This is a genomic window from Streptomyces sp. enrichment culture (assembly GCF_964272855.1).
GTDB lineage: Bacteria > Actinomycetota > Actinomycetes > Streptomycetales > Streptomycetaceae > Streptomyces.
In genome coordinates, this window is sequence record NZ_OZ186847.1 from 8,456,458 (window position 1) to 8,472,695 (window position 16,238).

At 69.0% G+C, this 16,238-nt stretch carries 20 protein-coding genes and 1 pseudogene; 12 read left to right on the top strand and 9 right to left on the bottom strand.

Going from position 1 to position 16,238, the window contains the following annotated elements; translation table 11 throughout:
• Positions 1-723: 723 nt before the first annotated feature.
• Entirely contained in the window at positions 724-1,503 is a 780-nt protein-coding gene (locus ACSU6L_RS37830; RefSeq protein WP_437064204.1) for a hypothetical protein, read from the top strand.
• A 15-nt stretch (positions 1,504-1,518) separates the two neighbouring features.
• Positions 1,519-2,118, top strand: a complete 600-nt coding sequence (locus ACSU6L_RS37835) for a DinB family protein (RefSeq protein WP_437065191.1) — start codon at positions 1,519-1,521, stop codon at positions 2,116-2,118.
• Positions 2,119-2,641: 523 nt separating this feature from the next.
• On the opposite strand, the gene ACSU6L_RS37840 is transcribed toward ACSU6L_RS37835, so the two are convergent.
• Positions 2,642-2,923: a hypothetical protein gene (locus tag ACSU6L_RS37840; protein ID WP_437064205.1), complete on the bottom strand. Its 282-nt coding sequence runs from the start codon at positions 2,921-2,923 to the stop codon at positions 2,642-2,644.
• Between the two features lie 317 nt (positions 2,924-3,240).
• Complete coding sequence (locus ACSU6L_RS37845; RefSeq protein ID WP_437064206.1) at positions 3,241-3,804, bottom strand: hypothetical protein; 564 nt, start codon at positions 3,802-3,804, stop codon at positions 3,241-3,243.
• 320 nt (positions 3,805-4,124) lie between these two features.
• Here ACSU6L_RS37845 and ACSU6L_RS37850 point away from each other — a divergent pair, with 320 nt between their 5' ends.
• A complete protein-coding gene (locus tag ACSU6L_RS37850; RefSeq protein WP_437064207.1) occupies positions 4,125-4,376 on the top strand; it encodes a DUF7660 family protein in 252 nt (83 codons plus the stop codon).
• A gap of 212 nt (positions 4,377-4,588) precedes the next feature.
• Positions 4,589-4,726 (top strand): annotated as a pseudogene (locus ACSU6L_RS37855) (IS630 family transposase); the annotation flags it as partial.
• A 14-nt stretch (positions 4,727-4,740) separates the two neighbouring features.
• Here the strand turns inward: ACSU6L_RS37855 and ACSU6L_RS37860 are convergent.
• Complete coding sequence (locus tag ACSU6L_RS37860; RefSeq protein WP_437064208.1) at positions 4,741-5,094, bottom strand: type II toxin-antitoxin system PemK/MazF family toxin; 354 nt, start codon at positions 5,092-5,094, stop codon at positions 4,741-4,743.
• A gap of 190 nt (positions 5,095-5,284) precedes the next feature.
• Between ACSU6L_RS37860 and ACSU6L_RS37865 the strand changes: the two genes are divergently transcribed.
• Together ACSU6L_RS37865 and ACSU6L_RS37870 are read left to right on the top strand one after the other, a co-directional pair.
• Positions 5,285-6,019 carry a helix-turn-helix transcriptional regulator gene (locus ACSU6L_RS37865; RefSeq protein ID WP_437064209.1) on the top strand — a complete coding sequence of 245 codons (735 nt, stop codon included), beginning with the start codon at positions 5,285-5,287 and terminating at the stop codon, positions 6,017-6,019.
• A 32-nt stretch (positions 6,020-6,051) separates the two neighbouring features.
• Positions 6,052-6,606, top strand: a complete 555-nt coding sequence (locus tag ACSU6L_RS37870; RefSeq protein WP_437064210.1) for a DUF3291 domain-containing protein — start codon at positions 6,052-6,054, stop codon at positions 6,604-6,606.
• Between the two features lie 810 nt (positions 6,607-7,416).
• Here ACSU6L_RS37870 and ACSU6L_RS37875 read toward each other — a convergent pair.
• A complete protein-coding gene (locus ACSU6L_RS37875; protein WP_437064211.1) occupies positions 7,417-7,581 on the bottom strand; it encodes a hypothetical protein in 165 nt (54 codons plus the stop codon).
• A gap of 691 nt (positions 7,582-8,272) precedes the next feature.
• The gene (locus ACSU6L_RS37880; RefSeq protein WP_437064212.1) at positions 8,273-9,676 is read right to left on the bottom strand and encodes an NAD(P)-binding domain-containing protein; all 1,404 of its coding nucleotides are present in this window, start codon (positions 9,674-9,676) and stop codon (positions 8,273-8,275) included.
• Positions 9,677-10,516: 840 nt separating this feature from the next.
• Between ACSU6L_RS37880 and ACSU6L_RS37885 the strand changes: the two genes are divergently transcribed.
• The gene (locus tag ACSU6L_RS37885; RefSeq protein WP_437064213.1) at positions 10,517-10,891 is read left to right on the top strand and encodes an ArsR/SmtB family transcription factor; all 375 of its coding nucleotides are present in this window, start codon (positions 10,517-10,519) and stop codon (positions 10,889-10,891) included.
• 201 nt (positions 10,892-11,092) lie between these two features.
• On the opposite strand, the gene ACSU6L_RS37890 is transcribed toward ACSU6L_RS37885, so the two are convergent.
• From ACSU6L_RS37890 to ACSU6L_RS37905, 4 genes are all read right to left on the bottom strand, one after another.
• A complete protein-coding gene (locus tag ACSU6L_RS37890) occupies positions 11,093-11,314 on the bottom strand; it encodes a hypothetical protein (protein WP_437064214.1) in 222 nt (73 codons plus the stop codon).
• A gap of 76 nt (positions 11,315-11,390) precedes the next feature.
• Complete coding sequence (locus ACSU6L_RS37895) at positions 11,391-11,621, bottom strand: hypothetical protein (protein WP_437064215.1); 231 nt, start codon at positions 11,619-11,621, stop codon at positions 11,391-11,393.
• Between the two features lie 145 nt (positions 11,622-11,766).
• A complete protein-coding gene (gene arsB, locus ACSU6L_RS37900; protein WP_437064216.1) occupies positions 11,767-12,858 on the bottom strand; it encodes an ACR3 family arsenite efflux transporter in 1,092 nt (363 codons plus the stop codon).
• The gene (locus tag ACSU6L_RS37905; RefSeq protein WP_437064217.1) at positions 12,855-13,163 is read right to left on the bottom strand and encodes an ArsR/SmtB family transcription factor; all 309 of its coding nucleotides are present in this window, start codon (positions 13,161-13,163) and stop codon (positions 12,855-12,857) included. Before ACSU6L_RS37905 ends, arsB begins: the two co-directional genes overlap by 4 nt.
• Before the next feature lie 74 nt (positions 13,164-13,237).
• Here ACSU6L_RS37905 and ACSU6L_RS37910 point away from each other — a divergent pair, with 74 nt between their 5' ends.
• The 5 genes from ACSU6L_RS37910 to ACSU6L_RS37930 all read left to right on the top strand — a co-directional run bounded on the left by ACSU6L_RS37910 (position 13,238) and on the right by ACSU6L_RS37930 (position 16,180).
• Entirely contained in the window at positions 13,238-13,612 is a 375-nt protein-coding gene (locus ACSU6L_RS37910) for a hypothetical protein (RefSeq protein WP_437064218.1), read from the top strand.
• A 42-nt stretch (positions 13,613-13,654) separates the two neighbouring features.
• Entirely contained in the window at positions 13,655-14,074 is a 420-nt protein-coding gene (locus ACSU6L_RS37915) for an arsenate reductase ArsC (RefSeq protein WP_437064219.1), read from the top strand.
• 506 nt (positions 14,075-14,580) lie between these two features.
• Positions 14,581-14,784: a hypothetical protein gene (locus tag ACSU6L_RS37920; protein ID WP_437064220.1), complete on the top strand. Its 204-nt coding sequence runs from the start codon at positions 14,581-14,583 to the stop codon at positions 14,782-14,784.
• Positions 14,781-15,365 (top strand): RNA polymerase sigma factor, encoded by a 585-nt coding sequence (locus tag ACSU6L_RS37925; RefSeq protein WP_437064221.1) that lies wholly within the window; start codon positions 14,781-14,783, stop codon positions 15,363-15,365. The genes ACSU6L_RS37920 and ACSU6L_RS37925 overlap by 4 nt, the downstream gene beginning before the upstream one ends.
• Positions 15,362-16,180: a hypothetical protein gene (locus ACSU6L_RS37930; RefSeq protein ID WP_437064222.1), complete on the top strand. Its 819-nt coding sequence runs from the start codon at positions 15,362-15,364 to the stop codon at positions 16,178-16,180. The genes ACSU6L_RS37925 and ACSU6L_RS37930 overlap by 4 nt, the downstream gene beginning before the upstream one ends.
• Positions 16,181-16,238: the final 58 nt, after the last annotated feature.

Genomic DNA, 16,238 nt, shown 5'->3' on the forward strand with positions numbered 1-16,238 from the left:
CAACAGCCGAAGTCTGCCCAGCGGTTGCTCTCGGTACGTCATGACGGTCCAGCGCCCTCTGGTCGCGGCGATCACAGGCTTGAAGAGCACTCCGTCCAATGTGGTGATGCCGTAGAGGCGAACCATGGCCTGGTTTGCCGGTGGCCGCCGCCTCCACCGACGCGACGAACGCAAAGCCGACCACTTCCTCGCTTTCACCAGCATCGCCGGCACCCTCATCTGCTGCCGCAAGGTCTGCGGGGCACGTGCAAGTGCCCCCCCACGGGCATGGAACACCGTCGTCCCGTAGGTTGGCCGCCCGATTGTCGTCCTGCGTGCGCTTCACCGGCCGCTCCTCCTCGGTGGCAAGGGCTAGGGGATGTCTCGCCGATCATGCCGGGCTCGCGGCGCCTGGCACCGCGCCTCGCCGCGTTGTCGTCACTCGCCGATGCTCCGTATCGACTCCCTCCTCCGCCTTGCGATGCACGGCACCTGACGCCGCTCCCGGATCCGGCCTGGTCGACGAGACACCCCCTAGGGAGAACGGGGCGCAGCCGGGCGGGGGACGCAGGTGCCACAGTACGAGGGCGTGCGGGAGGTGGCTGATCAGCGGTCCGGCCGTCGGGATGTGCCCGTCAGGCCCTTGACCGGCTGCCGCTTCGACGGAGGATGGGGGAAGAGGGCGGGTCTGCGTGGTGAAGTGTGGGCCTCTGACAACTCCGACAGCAGGGAGCGTTCCTTCCGATGGCCACACAGCCTGCATGCCCTGAGCGCAGTGGTCCCGAGACCGCTGCGGTCATGGATGTCCCGCCGTTCAAGCCGTCTCTCGTCAAAGCCGTGTTCAGGGACGTGACCTCGATGCACGTCTCTCGGTCGGCCGCGTGGGCCGCCGCGTCGGTGACGCGGACAGTGCTGACGGAGATCATCGACGGCGCGAGGAGAGCGGCGGCGGAGGAGGCCCGGAAGAAGCTGATTCCCGGGGACCTTCTCTCGGCGATCGACCGGAACGTCGAGCTCGAGGTGGGGACCAGGTGGTACGACCACAGCCCGACGTTTCAAAGCCTGACCGGTGCCCTGTGCGACGCCCAGGGTGTCATCGCGTCTTCTCGCAAGCGCAGCAGGGCGCGCAAACCGAGTGCCGTGGTCAACGCCCACAGGTTCGAGGCTGGGGTCAAGAAGCTGCTGCGGAGCCAGGGGGCGAGGGCCGTCCCAGCGCTGGTCCGCGACCTGGACGGAATCGCGAGCGTCTTCCTGACGGACCTCGCCCAGGACGCGGCCATGGTCGTCCGCGAGGGCGGGGTCAAACGTTTCGGTACGGTCACCCCAGTGATGTCGGGCGAACCGGCCCCACCCCCGTTCCTCAAGGATTCCCAGCGGGCCCTGTCCACCCGCACGGGAGACGGGCGGACCATCGGCAGGAACGACATCCTGGCCGCCACCACGATTCAGTTGTTCGGCGGCAACCTCAGGCAGCGAGCCCTCACCGAAGCACGCGAGGCGACACAGAACACTTCGGTCGGCTGAGCGGATGCGACCAACATCGCCGCCCGCACCCTCACGAAAGCGGACCTTCTCCGATACCTGCAAGAGGCGCGTGATGCCCTCGTGTGGAAGCTCGATGGACTCTCGGAGTACGACATCCGCCGCCCGCTGACCCCTACGGGCACGAACCTGTTGGGGCTGGTCAAACATGTCGCCGGCGTGGAGCTGGGGTACTTCGGTGACACGTTCGGGCGGCCGTTCTTCGACGAGGAGCCGCCCTCCTGGTGGTATACCGAGGACGCGGAGCCCAACTCGGACATGTGGGCCGCGGCGGACGAGTCACGTGAAGACATCGTCGAGCTGTATCGGCAGGTGTGGAAGCATTCCGACAGCACGATTGCGGAACTCACGCTGGACGCGGTCGGCCATGTCCCGTGGTGGCCGGAGGAACGTCAAGAGGTGACACTGCACCACGTCCTTGTGCGTGTGATCTCCGATACTCAGCGGCATGCCGGCCACGCGGACATCGTGCGGGAACTCATCGACGGATCCGTCGGGTCCCTGCAGGGCAAGGACAATATGCCGCCAGGTGATCAGGCCTGGTGGGAGAGCTACCGAAGCCGACTGGAGCGCGTGGCGCGGGAAGCCTGCGGCTGATCTCGCCCTGCTGCACAGACCCTCGCACTCTGGTTGCGGTGTGGCCGTGTGGCGCTGTTCAGCTGGCCTGGGCTTGTTCGGCAGAGGGGCATTGCAGCCATTGCGGGGCCGCCTCGGGCGCGTCCGACTCGATGACGGTGAAGTCCGGGTCGGCGAACAGGTGCCCGGCGAGCACGTCTCACCGAGGCCGCAGTCTGGGCCGACGAGATGGATGTCCTGCCCCTGACAGGGTGATGACCTGCTACTTCACGCGATGGAGACGGCGCTGCCGGCTAGCCGGGGTGCCGTGGTGTGAGCGAGCCTGAAGGAGTGTGCAGTGCGCCGATCGTCGTGCACCAGCCGTCGCAGTCCAACGGTCGTCAGGTCATTGAACCGGCGCGGTCAGGAGGAGATCCCGGTCCGTGCGTACTCCGGTCACTACCTACAGCAGGGCCAAGCCTGCTGTGCGTTGTGGGCCGCCGCCCGATCAGTCATGGTCGGTAGCGCGGCGGCTCAGTGGGCGATCACAGATCGGCGCAGAGTGCTAGCAGAGTGCTTGGGACCCCTTGGCTTGGCGTGCCAGGCGGAACAGGACCCGGGAGTACACGGCAGTCGCTGCCGCGACGATTGTTGGGATGACCGCGAGCGCGAGGATGCCCACCAGTGCATAGCTGTCATGGGTGTATCCGCCGAACTCCTGATCGTCGTCGCTCAGTAGCCGGTAGCCGAACCACCCCCACAACGCCAGCGACAGGACCATCCAGCCAATCGACCACTTCTCGACCCGATGCCCGTCCCGGCGCAACTGCTCTATGTCGGCTGCCATCCCTACATCTCCCCGTTCACCTTTGTGACCTGTGGCCACAGTCCATCACAACGCCCGCCGGCAGCGGGTGCCTGATCCGTAGGCGGCGGACGTATGCCCGCCGGCAGAGCCACGCCGCATGACTGCCTCATGTCGAATCCTCGCGCCTCCTCTATCTACGACGCCCTCCGCGTGAAGCATGGAGCAGTGACGGGAACTGCGCGTCGGTTGAGCAGTGCCTCCAAGCTATGCGTCCCCACCCTGAAGGTGGTCGGGCGCAGGTCGGAGAGGCGGGTCCACCCGAGCATCAACTACTTGCGCTCAAGGAATTGTTGCCCTCAGCGGACGGACACGCCCAGATAGTCGAGGGCTGCGCGGGCGAATCCCGGTGCGGTACGCGGGCACTGCCAGCGGGCGAGGATCTCGGGTCCGGAGAGGTTCGCGGGTTCGGCCTCCTCGTCCTCGATTTCATCCAGGTAGATCTCGGGAAGCAGGTCCTCACGGAGCAGGTCGTCGAGGGCTTGGTCCACCGGGGAGCTCAACACCTCCAGGCAGTCGGGAAGGCGCTCGAGCACATCGTCCACGTCGGCCTCGTACGGATGCCAGCCGTGGGCGCACGTCCTGCCGTCGTCGACGTGTGCGACCCGGCTCAATGCCGCGACGACCTCGTCCTCGACTCCCGGACCGGGGTTGCCGAAGGCCACGTAGGGGGCGAGCGTCAGTAGGCCCAGCGTCCAGAACAGCACGTGATCGGCCTCCGGCCTCGGCGCCGTCGCGTCGAGCTGGCGGGCGCAGCCGCGTACCGTCTCGTCCTTGTCCCCGGCGTGATAGCCGTGCCGGAGCTCTTCCCAACTGCTGGACAACGAGCGCCAGTTGTCGGGCACCGGAATGACCGTCGACATTCCTTCGTGCTCCTTTCGAGAGGTCCCGGCTCCGCGGTCATTGGATCACACGGGTGTGCGCCGTCATCCAAGGACCGCCGTGGCGCCCGGCCCGCAGGAACACGTGATCGCTCAGGCGCGTGTGACGGCTGACGCCGCCTCCCCTCCCTCGGACGCACCATGACGCCCTCGAAGACCTCACCGCGTGCACGAGTTCAACCGAGGTTCAAAGATGGGCTCTCCGGGCGGGAAGCTCTGCGGCCGTTTCGCTGGGTGATGGAGCTGCTGACCGGGCTTTTCGCGAGGTGGGTGGTGGTCTTGTTGCTAAGTAGGTTGCTCTCATGCCACTCACCCCTGATGACGAGATACATACACGCGATGAGCTGGTCGCATTCGTCCGCGAGCTGCACCAGGACTACGTCCGGCGAGGACATGACTGGGAGAACCACACCCTCGACCGCTTCCTCGAGGCCCTCGCCGCGTGGATAGCCGGCTCGGACGGCTGGTACCGGAACTTCGGCAAGGAACCCCCGGCCAACGGCGACTGGACCTTCATCGCACGAGCCCTCAGCGCGGCAACCGTTTACGAGTAGGCGAACAGACCCCCAATGCGGATCGGATGGGTGGCCCGAGGCAGGCGGTCGATTTCCCATGCCTGCGCGGCGTGGGCCCGTGCCTCCGGCGCCGCGCATCGTGGGTACGTGGAAGCCCTTGTCGCGCGGTACCCAGATGACGTCGACCGCAACGTCGTGTGGGCGTCGCCGCCGGTTATCGATGAGGCATCGGGCCCGATCGTGTACGCGTCACGATCCAGACCCCGGCTCTGCACGCCTACCTGCGCTGGCGGAACAAGAATGCCCGCCACCCTGACGTCCTGGCCGCCCAGCGCAAGGAACGCGCCCGCATCCGCAGCGAGAAGGGCCTTCGCTGGGGAGGCCGCCCCCGCTCGTTGCCTGATCAAGCAGCCTGGTGCGCCGCCTGCTCCTGTCCACCGGCACGGAGGGCATCCTCGATCTCGCCGAGCTTCGCTGACGACAAGACTCCCACCTGCTCGGTCAGATCTTCCTGGGCCAGCGTGACCAGCCAAGTGCACGGGACAAGACCGGGACGTGGCAGCGCCACTCGAAGGACGCCCTCAAGAGGCAGTCCCTCGGGCGCCCCCACTGCCACCTCGACGGCCACACCGCTGATCTCGGTTCCCGCAGGAGCGACGATCTGCATCGCTCGGAACCCGGACGCTTCGTCTCCCGACAGCAGTACTACCGGCCGCCGCTCGTCAAAGTCCGCCAACCAGACCTCGCCGCGCTGCATGTGCCCTCCCGACGCAGGGTCGCGGGGGAACCCTGCACGCCCCGGACCGAACACCTCATTGTCGGCCGTAATCCAACCAGTCCAGCGGTCGCAGCGGCCAGCGAACCCGGTGAACCTTCGCGGTCACAGCACTGGCCGCAGCCGGGGCCCGTCTTCTATCTCCAACCTATATTGTTACTAGAATGGCCGGATGGAAGACATCGATGCGATTGCGGTGTTGCAGGATCCGGTGCGGCGTCGCCTGTACGAGTACGTGGCGGCGCAAGGTCGCGAGGTCGGCCGTAACGAGGCCGCCGAGGCGGCGGGGGTGGCGCGCACGCTCGCCGCGCACCATCTGGACAAGCTGGCGGAGGCGGGGCTGCTGGAGACCGGTAGCCGCCGCCTGACGGGTCGCTCGGGGCCGGGAGCGGGCCGCCCCGCCAAGGTTTACACGCGGGCACGCGCCGAGCGGTCGGTGTCGCTGCCCGCCCGTGATTACCGCACCGCCGCCGAACTGCTCGCCGAGACTGCCGAACAGGCCGGCCTGGACGTCGAGCTCTGCGCGGCCGCGCATCGCCGGGGTGAGGCTCTGCGCGGCTCGACGGCGCCCTGCGGTGGCCTTGAGGAGGCCATGGCGATGCTGGCTGCCCGCGGCTATGAACCGCACCTGGAAGACGCCGAAGACGCTGAAGGCGCCGAAGATGCGAAGGATGTTCAGGGCTCCGAAGGAGGCAGGGAGTTGACGCGGGGTGCGGCGACCGTCATCCGTATGCGCAACTGCCCCTTTCATGCCGTAGCCGAGCGCTTCCCGCCGCTCGTCTGTGGCATGAATCTCGCGCTGCTGGAGGGGCTGCTCGGTCCGGGCGGCCTGGTGCGTGCGCACATGGACCCGCGACCGGGGGAGTGCTGTGTGGTGGTCGAGGCTTCTAAAGACAATGCTGATTGACATAGAAGAGGGGGGCATGTTGGGATGAGGTCATGACCTCATCCGCGCATGCCGCCCACCTTGCCGAGCTCAACGTCGCCACGCTGCGCTACCCCCTCGACGACCCGCGTATGGCGCCGTTCGTCGAGATGCTCGACCCGGTCAACGCCGCCGCCGACGGCGCGCCCGGCTTCGTGTGGCGGCTCGTGGAGGAGGGGACCGGCGACGCCACCGGGCTGCGCCCGGCGGGCGAGGACGTCATCGTGAATCTGACCGTGTGGGAGACCCAGGAAGCCCTGTGGGACTTCACCTACCGCAGCGGGCACCTGGAGGTGATGCGACGGCGCCGCGAATGGTTCGAGCGGCACATCGAGGCGCACCTGGTGCTCTGGTGGGTCGCCGCCGGTCACCTCCCCACCGTCGACGAGGCCCTGGAGCGGCTGGCGGACCTGCGGGCGCACGGCCCGTCCCCGCGCGCGTTCACCTTCGCATCCCCCTACACCGCAGCAGAGGCCGCCCAGCACATTCAGGCCGCGCCGCCACTGCAGCCCGAACAGGCCGCCCGGAGCTCGCGGCGGACGTCGGCGGGGGACGCAGCGGCGGTGTAGGGAGGGACGCCCGGGCCGGCAGGGTCGCGGCCCCGGTACTCGGTGATCGCGCAGGCGACGGACTCGGAGTCTGTCGACCAAGGGGGGACCGGCCGGACTGCGGTGCAGTGGTCGATGTAGCCGGCCTTGTCGGCCTTCTGGGCCAGAGCGAGCAACGGCTCCCGCCGGTCGATGACGAAGGCGTAAACGCGTTGACGGCGGCTCAGGTGAACGATGCCTGGGCCGGACAGGGTAGCTGAGGGCGCGGTGCCATACACCAACTGTCGGAAACGGTCAGCGAGGCCGCGCCGCCGTGTGTCCTCCCTGCCGGCGGCGTGGGTCAGCGTCAACGCCATCTGTATCAGTGGCGGATTGCGGAACTGGTACGTCAACTTCGAGCGTCCCATTCGCCGTACGACGAGGGGGTCGGCAACTCCGACCTCACCGTGGACTTGGTCATCGAGCCGGCCGGGCCGCCTGGCAGTGGAAGGACGAAGACGAGTACGCCCACCTGCGGCGGCTCGGCATCGTCACCGAGCACCAGGCCGTGGAGCGAGCCCGCGGTCAAGGCCTTGCAATGCTCGCCGAGATTCCGGTCCGTTCGCCGACGTCACTGCATGGACGGTTTGGCGCTGGAACGTGTCCTGGTCCGCCCTGCGGCTGCGCCTGGCAGAGAGGAGTGGAGGGGGGGTGCGCCGATGGGCGTCCGACGACGACAGCGCCCCCCGCGATAGCCCAGGGAAGAGGTCGACGCTGGACCGACCGGCCAGGGCTGCGAGGTGTGGTCGAGCCCGGGGGCGTGGGCGGTGTACCGGTCGACCGCGCTTTCCCCTACACGGCGAGGGTGAGCTCAGCCCTTGGAGCGTCGGGTGCGGATGCCGACACGGCAACGGTGGTTGTGGTGACTACTGATTCGGGTCCGGTCAAGGCGACGGGGGTGATGATCGCGGCGACGATGGCGAGGACGGCGGTGGCACGCAGGGTCCACTTGAGCATGGTGAGGCTCCTGTCTCGGCGAGTGATGGCATGCGTCTTGATCGTCGCCATCCATCCGGTATCCGGGCATCGTCCGCAGGTTGTAACCGCCTCCGCCGCACGGCGGAGGCGGTTACCTGTGCTCGGCAACCACCCGCGGAGTCTCCTGGATCCGTGTCACATGGGTACGGCGGGAGGGCCGGGGCTGTGGTTGCTGGTGCCGCGAGGAGTCCAGAGAGGCGTCCGTAGTGGGTGGCTCCCCAGCGGTTGGTGATGAGGCGATGGTGGTGGCCTGGAGCAGCGTGAGGTGGCCGCGGACCATGCCTGCCACGATCGCTACAGCGATGAGCAGGGTGTACGGGGTGGGGGCGGCGGCGAAGGTAGCGGTGGTCAGTCCGCTGAGTGTGATCAAGATCGTTCGTGGGGTCTGTGGCAGCGGTGCGGCGAGACGAGAGCGGCCTACTGGTGCGGCCGAGGGTCTGGCCGGCGCCGCCGATGCGGAGGGCCCAGGCGGTCTGGCCGGTGGTGTACCCGAGTTTCAGGAGGAGCGGGACGAGGGTGGCGACGACGGCGTACATCGCGAAGCCGGACAGCGTCAGGGCGGCGGTGAGCAGGAGGGACGGTCGGTTGCGTGCGACCATGGCCGCGTCTGCGGCCGCGAACGGTCCCCTGTTCCGGTCGTGGCCCCACGTATGGGGACGGCCGAGGTCGGTTACGAGTCGCAGCAGCCGCCCGCCGGGGCCCGCTCGGCAGTCGCCCCGGTCGCGGTGAGGGTGCCGAGTTGGATGAGCTGAGGAGCGGGCGGGCAGCAGCCTCCGCCGTCGCCCTGGGCGGCGTCGGGGACATCGAACAGGCCCGCGCCTCCGCAGACTCCGGTCTCCGGCAGGGTGAGTTCCACGCGGTCGGCGGAGGCGAGGTCGCCGGCGATCGCGGCGGCGACGGAGCGGACCTGCTCGTAGCCGGTCATCGCCAGGAACGTAGGGGCGCGGCCGTAGGACTTCATCCCGACCAGGTACACGCCCTGCTCCGGGTGGGAGAGCTGGCGGTGGCCGTGCGGGTAGACGGTGCCGCAGGAGTGCTGGTTTGGGTCGATCAGCGGAGCCAGCGCGACCGGGGCCTGCAGGCGCTCGTCCAGGCCCAGGCGCAGTTCGTTCAGGAAAGACAGGTCGGGGCGGAAACCGGTCAGCACGATCACCGCGTCGACCGCATCCAGGCGGCGCCCGTCCTCGCCGACGAGGATCAGGCGGCCGTTGCCGTCGCGCTCGATCGCCTCGGTACGGAAGCCGGTGACCGCGTCCGCGTGGCCCTCGTCGACGGCGGCCTTCGCCGCCAGGCCCAAGGCCCCGCGCGCCGGGAGCTGGTCGGCTTCTCCGCCGCCGTAGGTGGAGCCTGAGATGCCCCGGCGCAGGATCCACACTCCCTTCGTCCCCGCGCCGTCGCCGGACTTCGCCAGGTCGGCGAGACAGGCGAGGGCGGTGAACGCGGAGGCGCCCGAGCCGATGACAGCGGTGCGCTTGCCCGCGTACCGGGCGCGGACGGCCGGGTCCTTGAGGTCCGGGACGCGGTAGGTGATCTGGTCAGCGGCGGCCTTCTCTCCGAGCGCGGGCAGTCCGTTGCCGCCAGCCGGAGACGGCGTTGTCCAGGTGCCGGAGGCGTCGATGACGGCGCGGGCGAAGACGCGCTCCTCACGGCCGTCCGAGTGGGCAACGTGCACGACGAACGGTTGCTGCTCGCGGTCGGCGTCGACGATTCGGTCCCGGCCGGAGCGCGAGACGCCGGTGACGGTGGCGCCGAGGCGGACGCGGTCGCCGAGGACGTCGGCGAGCGGTTGGAGGTAGAGGTCGGCCCAGTCGCCGCCGGAGGGGTAGGTGGACGGGTCGGGCCTGGTCCAGCCGGTGGGGGCGAGGAGCTTCTCGGCGGCCGGGTCGACGACCTCGCCCCAGGTGGAGAACAGGCGCACGTGCGACCACTCGCGCACTGCGGCGCCGGCAGTGGGCCCCGCCTCCAATACCAGGGGTTCGATGCCCTGGTCGAGCAGGTGCGCGGCGGCGGCCAGACCGGCGGGTCCGGCTCCGATCACGACGACGGGCAGCTCGGTGATGGCGGGCGAGGTCACGGCGACTCCTTGCGTGGTTCGACATCTGTCGATGGCTTACGCGGCCCAGCATGGCATCTGTATTGACAAGCGTCAACATAGACGTTTGTCGAAATCTGAGGGCGGTGAGGTCGGGACTGCTGATGGAGCGCATCCGCGTCGCCGTGATCGGTGGTGGCCAGTCCGGACTCGCCATCGCTATGCCCTTCAGCAGCGCGGTATGCGGCGGTGGCGCTGGAGGCATCCGACCGCGCGCCCGGGTCGTGGTCGGGGGCCGGCGGCTCCGCGGTACAGATCGCTGCCGCACTCGCCGAAACGGCAAGTGTCACGCTCGCCACCCGCGGGCCGGTGATGCTCGCGGCTCAACGCATCCTCGGCCACGACCGGCACGTCTGGCTGACCCGCACCGGCCTGGATGCCGCGCCCCTCGGTCGGCTCCTGCCGCGCGCGTCGGCGCAGTCCGTACTCGGCGACGGCCGTTGTGGCGCCGCCCTGGCCGCCGGACAGTTCGACCGGCGGGCGATGTTCACCGGCGCTGACGGGGTCGAGCTCGTGTGGTGGGAGGGGAGTGGCAGGAGGTCGCGCGATCGTGCTCGCCACCGGCGACCGCCCCGACCTGCCGTGCCTTGCCCCCTTCCACGGCGCCCTGGGTGCCGACCGGAACTCCCGGCGCCGCGATGGCCTCGCGGCTGGTGTGCTGGGGATCGCGTACGTCGGGCTGGAGTGGCGGCGCAGCCGGTCGTCGAACTCGCTGCGTGGCGTGAGCCGTGACGCGGACCCCGTGGCCCGGCGTCTGGCTGCCCACCTTGCGTGTCGGTGACAGGCTCCCCGCCCTGGTTTGACGTATGTCAACATAGACGCATGTCGAATGCGAACGTGCTGCCGGTGCTCGAAGCTGAGGGTCAGAGCGTGGCGCCGTGCTGCCCGCCGCTGACCGAGCGCCCGATGACCGCCGAGGAGGCCGAGACGGCCGCGCGGATGTTCAAGGCGCTCGGTGACCCGGTCCGTCTTCGGCTGTTCTCGGCGGTGGCCTCGCACGAGGGCGGCGAGGCGTGCGTGTGCGACATCTCCGACGTCGGCGTCTCCCAGCCCACGGTGTCCCACCACCTGAAGAAGCTGAAGGAGGCCGGGCTGCTGACTTCTGAGCGGCGCGGCACCTGGGTGTACTACCGGGTTCAGCCGTCCGTGCTCGCCGCCATGGGCCAGCTGCTTGTGGGTGCCTCGGCTGCGGGATGACCCAACCCTGGCTCCCGCCCGTGACGTCCAGGGACGCTGCGGCGGCGAGCGGTTGCAAGCAGCGGTAGTGGACGAGGCGGGCGGTTGCCATGCGAGTGGCCGAGACCGGCGCCCGAGGAAGTGTCGCTGGTGTCACTGACAAGGAGGCTGCGTGCAACCGGCGAACTGGGCGGTGACAGCGAGGTAGCCCGCTCCGATCACCTACGCGAGCTGATCGGTGACCTCGTGGACGGCTTTGCGGGCTGTGCGGCCGACGCCGATGAGGGGGCGCGGCCGGCCGGTCCAGTCGCCGTAGCCGAGCAAGTGTGGTGGCGGCTCTCCAAGGGCGCGCCTGCCGTCGGTGGGGATGTGTCCACGCGCGCCGCGCAGGTTCAGCAGGGCGAGATGGGCCAGCACCGGGTGGCATCCGGTGCACCAGATCACCGCATCCGCGCGGGACTGGCTGCCGTCGGCCCGCCGGACGCGGTCGGCAGTGAGCCGGGCGACATCGGCTTCGCGGTCAGTAGTCCCGTGTCGCGGGCGGCGCAGCGACGATGCCGCCGAGCGAGGCCACCCCGCCGGTGTCGCTGCGGTCGGCATCGAAGGCGCGGCGGCGGGCGGTGGCGGTGTCGAGCAGGGTGCGGCCGTCGATGTCTTCGGCCAGGAAGCGTGGCGGGCGCAGGGCCACCCGGGTCACCTCGACACGGCTGTCCAGCGCGAGGTCGGCGGCGATCTGAGCGCCGGAGTTCACGCCGGCCGCCGATCACGACGACGCCCCGGCCCCCGGCGCCGGATCGGCATCGAGGATCGTGAAGTCCAGTACCTGTGACGCAGGTGGTGGCCGGCGGCGAGCCCCGCTTGGCCGCCCCCGGCCACCACCACATCCACGTGCTGCGTTATGAACCCAGCTGCGCGACCGTGAACTTCCGCCGCCATGACAGCGAGACGTACACCAGCCCCACGAGCACGGGTACCTCGATGAGCGGGCCCACGACGCCCGAGAGGGCTTGGCCGGAGGTGACGCCGAAGGTGGCGATGGCGACCGCGATGGCCAGCTCGAAGTTGTTGCCGGCGGCGGTGAAGGCGAGGGTGGCGGTGCGGTCGTAGGGGAGGCCGATGGCCTTGCCCAGCGCGAACGTGCCGAACCACATCACCGCGAAGTACACCAGCAGCGGCAGCGCGATCCGGGCGACGTCCAGCGGCTGCGAGGTGATCGTCTTTCCCTGCAGGGCGAAGAGGATGACGATCGTGAACAGCAGCCCGTACAGCGCCCATGGCCCGATCTTCGGCAGGAACTTCCGCTCGTAGCTCTCGCGGCCCATCTTCTGCTCGCCGATCCGGCGGGTCAGGAAGCCGGCCAGCAGCGGGACGCCGAGGAAGATGACGACGTTCGCCGCGATCTTCCACATGGAGATGTCCAGGTGCTCGGCGTCGCCGAGGCCCAGCCAGCCGGGCAGCAGGTCGAGGTAGAACCAGCCGAGCAGGCCGAAGGCCAGGACCTGGAAAACCGAGTTCAGTGCGACGAGGACGGCGGCTGCTTCCCGATCGCCGCAGGCGAGGTCGTTCCAGATGATGACCATGGCGATGCAGCGGGCCAGGCCGACGATGATCAGGCCGGTGCGGTATTCGGGCAGGTCCGGCAGGAAAATCCACGCCAGTGCGAACATCACCGCAGGTCCGAGGATCCAGTTGATGATCAGCGAGGAGATCATCAGCTTCTTGTCACCGGTTACGGTGTCGAGCTTGTCGTAGCGGACCTTGGCCAGGACCGGATACATCATGATCAGCAGGCCGAGCGCGATCGGCAGGGAGATACCGCCGATCTCCACCTTCGTCAGCGCGTCGTTCAGTCCGGGGATCACCCGCCCGAGCCCGAGGCCGACGGTCATGGCGATGAGGATCCATACGGCGAGGTAGCGGTCGAGCGTGGAGAGCTTGGCGACGACGGATGCTTCCTGTGCCGTCGCGGGCGCGTCGGTGCGGGTCACGGGCAGGCCCTCTTGTTGTCGGCGGCGGTACGGGCCCGCTCGGCCAGGTCGGCGAACTGCCCGGCGAGCGATGCGATGACGTCCGGGCGGAGCTTGTAGTAGGTGAAGCGTCCGCACGGCTCGGTATCGACGACTTCGGCCTCGCGCAGGATCTTCAGGTGGTTGGAGAGGTTCGTCTGCTTGGCGCCGGTCTCCTCCACCAGGTGGGTGGTGCACAGCGTCTCGTGGGCGAGCAGGGCCACGATCTGGAGCCTGAGCGGGTCGGCCAGCGCCCGGATCAGGTCAGTGTCGACTGACGTCATCATGGGCTGATACTGTCACATCACCCGATGCTGATATCAGTTGGGGCTGACCTGTGACCCGTCGAAAGGGTCTGCCCGTGTCCGCCGTTCCCACCCCCAACCCACCCCCGCCCTTCCCTTCCCTGCCCGACGAACGTCTGGTCGCCGGCGTCGCACGGCTCGCCACCCGGCACGCCGGCCGCTTCTCGGCCTGGACCGTCACGCGTCTGCTCGCCGACTCCTACCAGCGCCCGGCTGGCACCGCCTCCGTCACCACGCACCTGGTCGCGCCGGCCGAGCGCTTCACCGCCGAACGCCTCGACGCCCTCGCCTGCGTCCAGGGAGCGCCGGGTGCAGTGCTGCAGCGGGTGCCGACGGCGTTCCGATCTGAGGCGTCCGCCAGTCCGGGACGACATCGATATCGACATCGACCGCGCATCACCGACTCGCTCGCCAGCCTGCCGAGCACCTGAACCCCTGCAGTACCTGCCACTCACCTTGTGAAGGAACAACGCATGCCCTCCGCTCCGCTCGCCTCCGTGCTGTTCGTCTGCGTCCACAACGCCGGCCGTTCGCAGATGGCGGCCGGTTTCCTCCGGCATCTCGCGGGCGACCGCGTCGAGGTCCGTTCTGCCGGTTCCATCCCCGGCGACCAGGTCAACCCCGCGGCTGTTGAAGCGATGCAGGAGGCCGGCATCGACATCTCCGCCGCCAAGCCGAAGATCCTCACCACCGAGGCGGTCCAGGCGTCCGACTACGTCATCACGATGGGCTGCGGCGACGCCTGCCCGATCTTCCCCGGCAAGAAGTACCTCGACTGGGCCCTGGAGGACCCGGCCGGCAAGGGCGTCGACGCCGTCCGCCCGATCCGCGACGAGATCAAGACCCGCATCGAGGCCCTCATCGCCGAGATCGACGCCCAGCACGAGGCGTGAACTCCGCGACACAGCCCGACGAGGCACGCGGGGGTCATCGTCATCGGCTCCGGCCCCTGCTGTTCGCCGCCGGCATCTTCGTCGGTGGCTCGCTGACGACGACCACCCAGGTGGAGAACCTCGCTTCGGGTGGGCCGGCACCTTTGGGTGGTTCCGGACGTGGACGACGAACCGGCGTCGGCAGTCGTCCCCGTCGCCGTTGGCTCGCTGCCGGGATCGCCGTCTCCACCGGTGACGCGCGGAGGAAGTCGGCCCCGCCTGTCCGGCAGCGCCCGCTCCGGCGTTGTGCGGCCGCTGTCGGGCGCGGGGAGGAACGGCGCACGCGCTCAACAGGGGCGCGTGGGTGATGGAATGCATGCGGTTCCCAAGATTTTCTGGGTTCGGCGTGCACACTTGCCTTCCTCATTCGGTTGGCTGATCGATGAGGGCGCTACCGCTCTTCCGTGTCGACGGCGGGGGCCGGCCGGCCCGGCACCGGTCACCGAACGGGAAGGATTTCGAGGCAAGTGGATCTCGACATGGCTGCTCATGTGCTGACAGGGGTGATCGCGGTCCGGGTTTTCGCAGGTGACATCCGCCCACCTGGCAAGCGCCTGCCGAGTGCAGGCGTGCGGGTCGGCGCGGTGCAGCTTGTCGCACAGTGCCGGCGGGGGGAGCCCGCGAGCCGGCGCAGCGGCGTTGGTGACGAGCGCCTGAAGGAGAGCCGGTGAGCGATCAGCAGCCCGACCCGTGGGCGGATCAGGCAGTGCGGGATGACCTGGCCGCTGTGCTGCCGAACACCTTCGCCGCGTTCTACACCAGGCAGCACAAGGCGTATCTGCGGTACGCACATGTCCAGTTGGGCAGCCGTACAGAGGCCGAGCAGGTCATCGAGGACGTCTTTGTTCAACTGGCGCGGGCTTGGACGCATGTGCTCCAACAGCCCAATGTCGATGCGTATGCCTGGGCAGCCTTGAAAGGGGAGGTGGTCCGCCGCCTGGACCTGGCGGGACGGAGCCTGGCACTCGTGGAGACGGCCGCATTCGCCGCTGTGCGCCGGGCGAGCCGGGCCCGGTTCACCGTCCTGGAGTCCAAACTGGGCCTGTACGCGGCGATAGCTCGGCTCCCCGAGCGTCAGTACGACGTGATTCTGCTGCGCTTCGTGCTTGGTCACCCCATGCGGCGAGTGGCGGAGCTGATGGGCATTTCCTATGGGACGGTGCGAAGCCACCTGCGCGGAGCGCGTCGGCGTCTTTCCCGCGATCTGGGGATCGACTGGGCAGCGGAAGGCATGGAAGAGGAGGAAGGATGAGCCGGGGGAGCACCAGGCAGCCGCCTGTCGATGAGGTGCTGGCCAACGCCGAGGTCCTGACGGACGAGTACGCGGACTTCGACGAGCGCGCCGCGCTGGACCGCATCGCCCGTCGCGTGGTGTGGGACAGCGCCACCGACCTCGAAGACCGCGCCCGTTGGATCCGTACCGCCAGCGGCGCCGCAGGCCGCACCTCGGACGACATCCGCTGCGCTGTTCCAGCGGCCCTGCATGAGCGCGCCGCCCACGAGTTGGAGGCGCTGTGCGCACACGTCGTCCATGATCCGGCTGCGATCGCGGCGATGGCGCTCCTGGTCGATGACCGAGCCACCATTGAACCCGGTGGCGCCCTGGCATTTGCATGCCTGCTGTACCTCGCCGACCGGCACGAGGCCGCGCAGTTCTGGTGGCAGTTCGCCGCCGGAGCCGACTCCTCCACCGCCGCTCACTGCCTCTACCTGCACCATCTGCAGCACAGCGAACTCCGGGACGCGAGGCTCTGGTACGACCAGACAAGCAAGCTGCGTCGGCTGGACGAGAACCCGAGGCTCCAGGTCACGCCGTCGCAATGGCGGGACGACGCGTGGCCCCCGTCCCCGCGGAGCATGACCTTCCTCACCGTCTACGAGGTCGACGACTCGGCGGCGGCCATCGATGACACCACTAGACCGCTGTTGGTGGTCCCACTTTCCGACTCCCTCGCCGAGGCCGTCCGCCGCCTGGACGTCGACAACGACGCCGATTTCGGCACCATCCCCAAGCCCGATCCTGATCTGGCCGCGCATCTGGAGGACTGTGTCGCCTCGGAAGCCTGACGAGCGCATGCGCCGGCTTCGAACTGGTCCCGCCCCCAACAGAACGAGGTCACGTCGC

What these genes read in the sequence shown, in the direction of transcription:
- ACSU6L_RS37840 (WP_437064205.1), bottom strand. Translation starts at nt 2,923, where the DNA reads ATGGCAGCCGACATAGAGCAGTTGCGCCGGGACGGGCATCGGGTCGAG.
- ACSU6L_RS37885 (WP_437064213.1), top strand. Translation starts at nt 10,517, where the DNA reads ATGTCGAATGCGAACGTGCTGCCGGTGCTCGAAGCTGAGGGTCAGAGC.
- ACSU6L_RS37875 (WP_437064211.1), bottom strand. Translation starts at nt 7,581, where the DNA reads ATGCTCAAGTGGACCCTGCGTGCCACCGCCGTCCTCGCCATCGTCGCC.
- ACSU6L_RS37930 (WP_437064222.1), top strand. Translation starts at nt 15,362, where the DNA reads ATGAGCCGGGGGAGCACCAGGCAGCCGCCTGTCGATGAGGTGCTGGCC.
- ACSU6L_RS37845 (WP_437064206.1), bottom strand. Translation starts at nt 3,804, where the DNA reads ATGTCGACGGTCATTCCGGTGCCCGACAACTGGCGCTCGTTGTCCAGC.
- ACSU6L_RS37905 (WP_437064217.1), bottom strand. Translation starts at nt 13,163, where the DNA reads ATGATGACGTCAGTCGACACTGACCTGATCCGGGCGCTGGCCGACCCG.
- ACSU6L_RS37860 (WP_437064208.1), bottom strand. Translation starts at nt 5,094, where the DNA reads ATGCAGCGCGGCGAGGTCTGGTTGGCGGACTTTGACGAGCGGCGGCCG.
- ACSU6L_RS37865 (WP_437064209.1), top strand. Translation starts at nt 5,285, where the DNA reads ATGGAAGACATCGATGCGATTGCGGTGTTGCAGGATCCGGTGCGGCGT.
- ACSU6L_RS37915 (WP_437064219.1), top strand. Translation starts at nt 13,655, where the DNA reads ATGCCCTCCGCTCCGCTCGCCTCCGTGCTGTTCGTCTGCGTCCACAAC.
- ACSU6L_RS37870 (WP_437064210.1), top strand. Translation starts at nt 6,052, where the DNA reads ATGACCTCATCCGCGCATGCCGCCCACCTTGCCGAGCTCAACGTCGCC.
- ACSU6L_RS37850 (WP_437064207.1), top strand. Translation starts at nt 4,125, where the DNA reads ATGCCACTCACCCCTGATGACGAGATACATACACGCGATGAGCTGGTC.
- ACSU6L_RS37830 (WP_437064204.1), top strand. Translation starts at nt 724, where the DNA reads ATGGCCACACAGCCTGCATGCCCTGAGCGCAGTGGTCCCGAGACCGCT.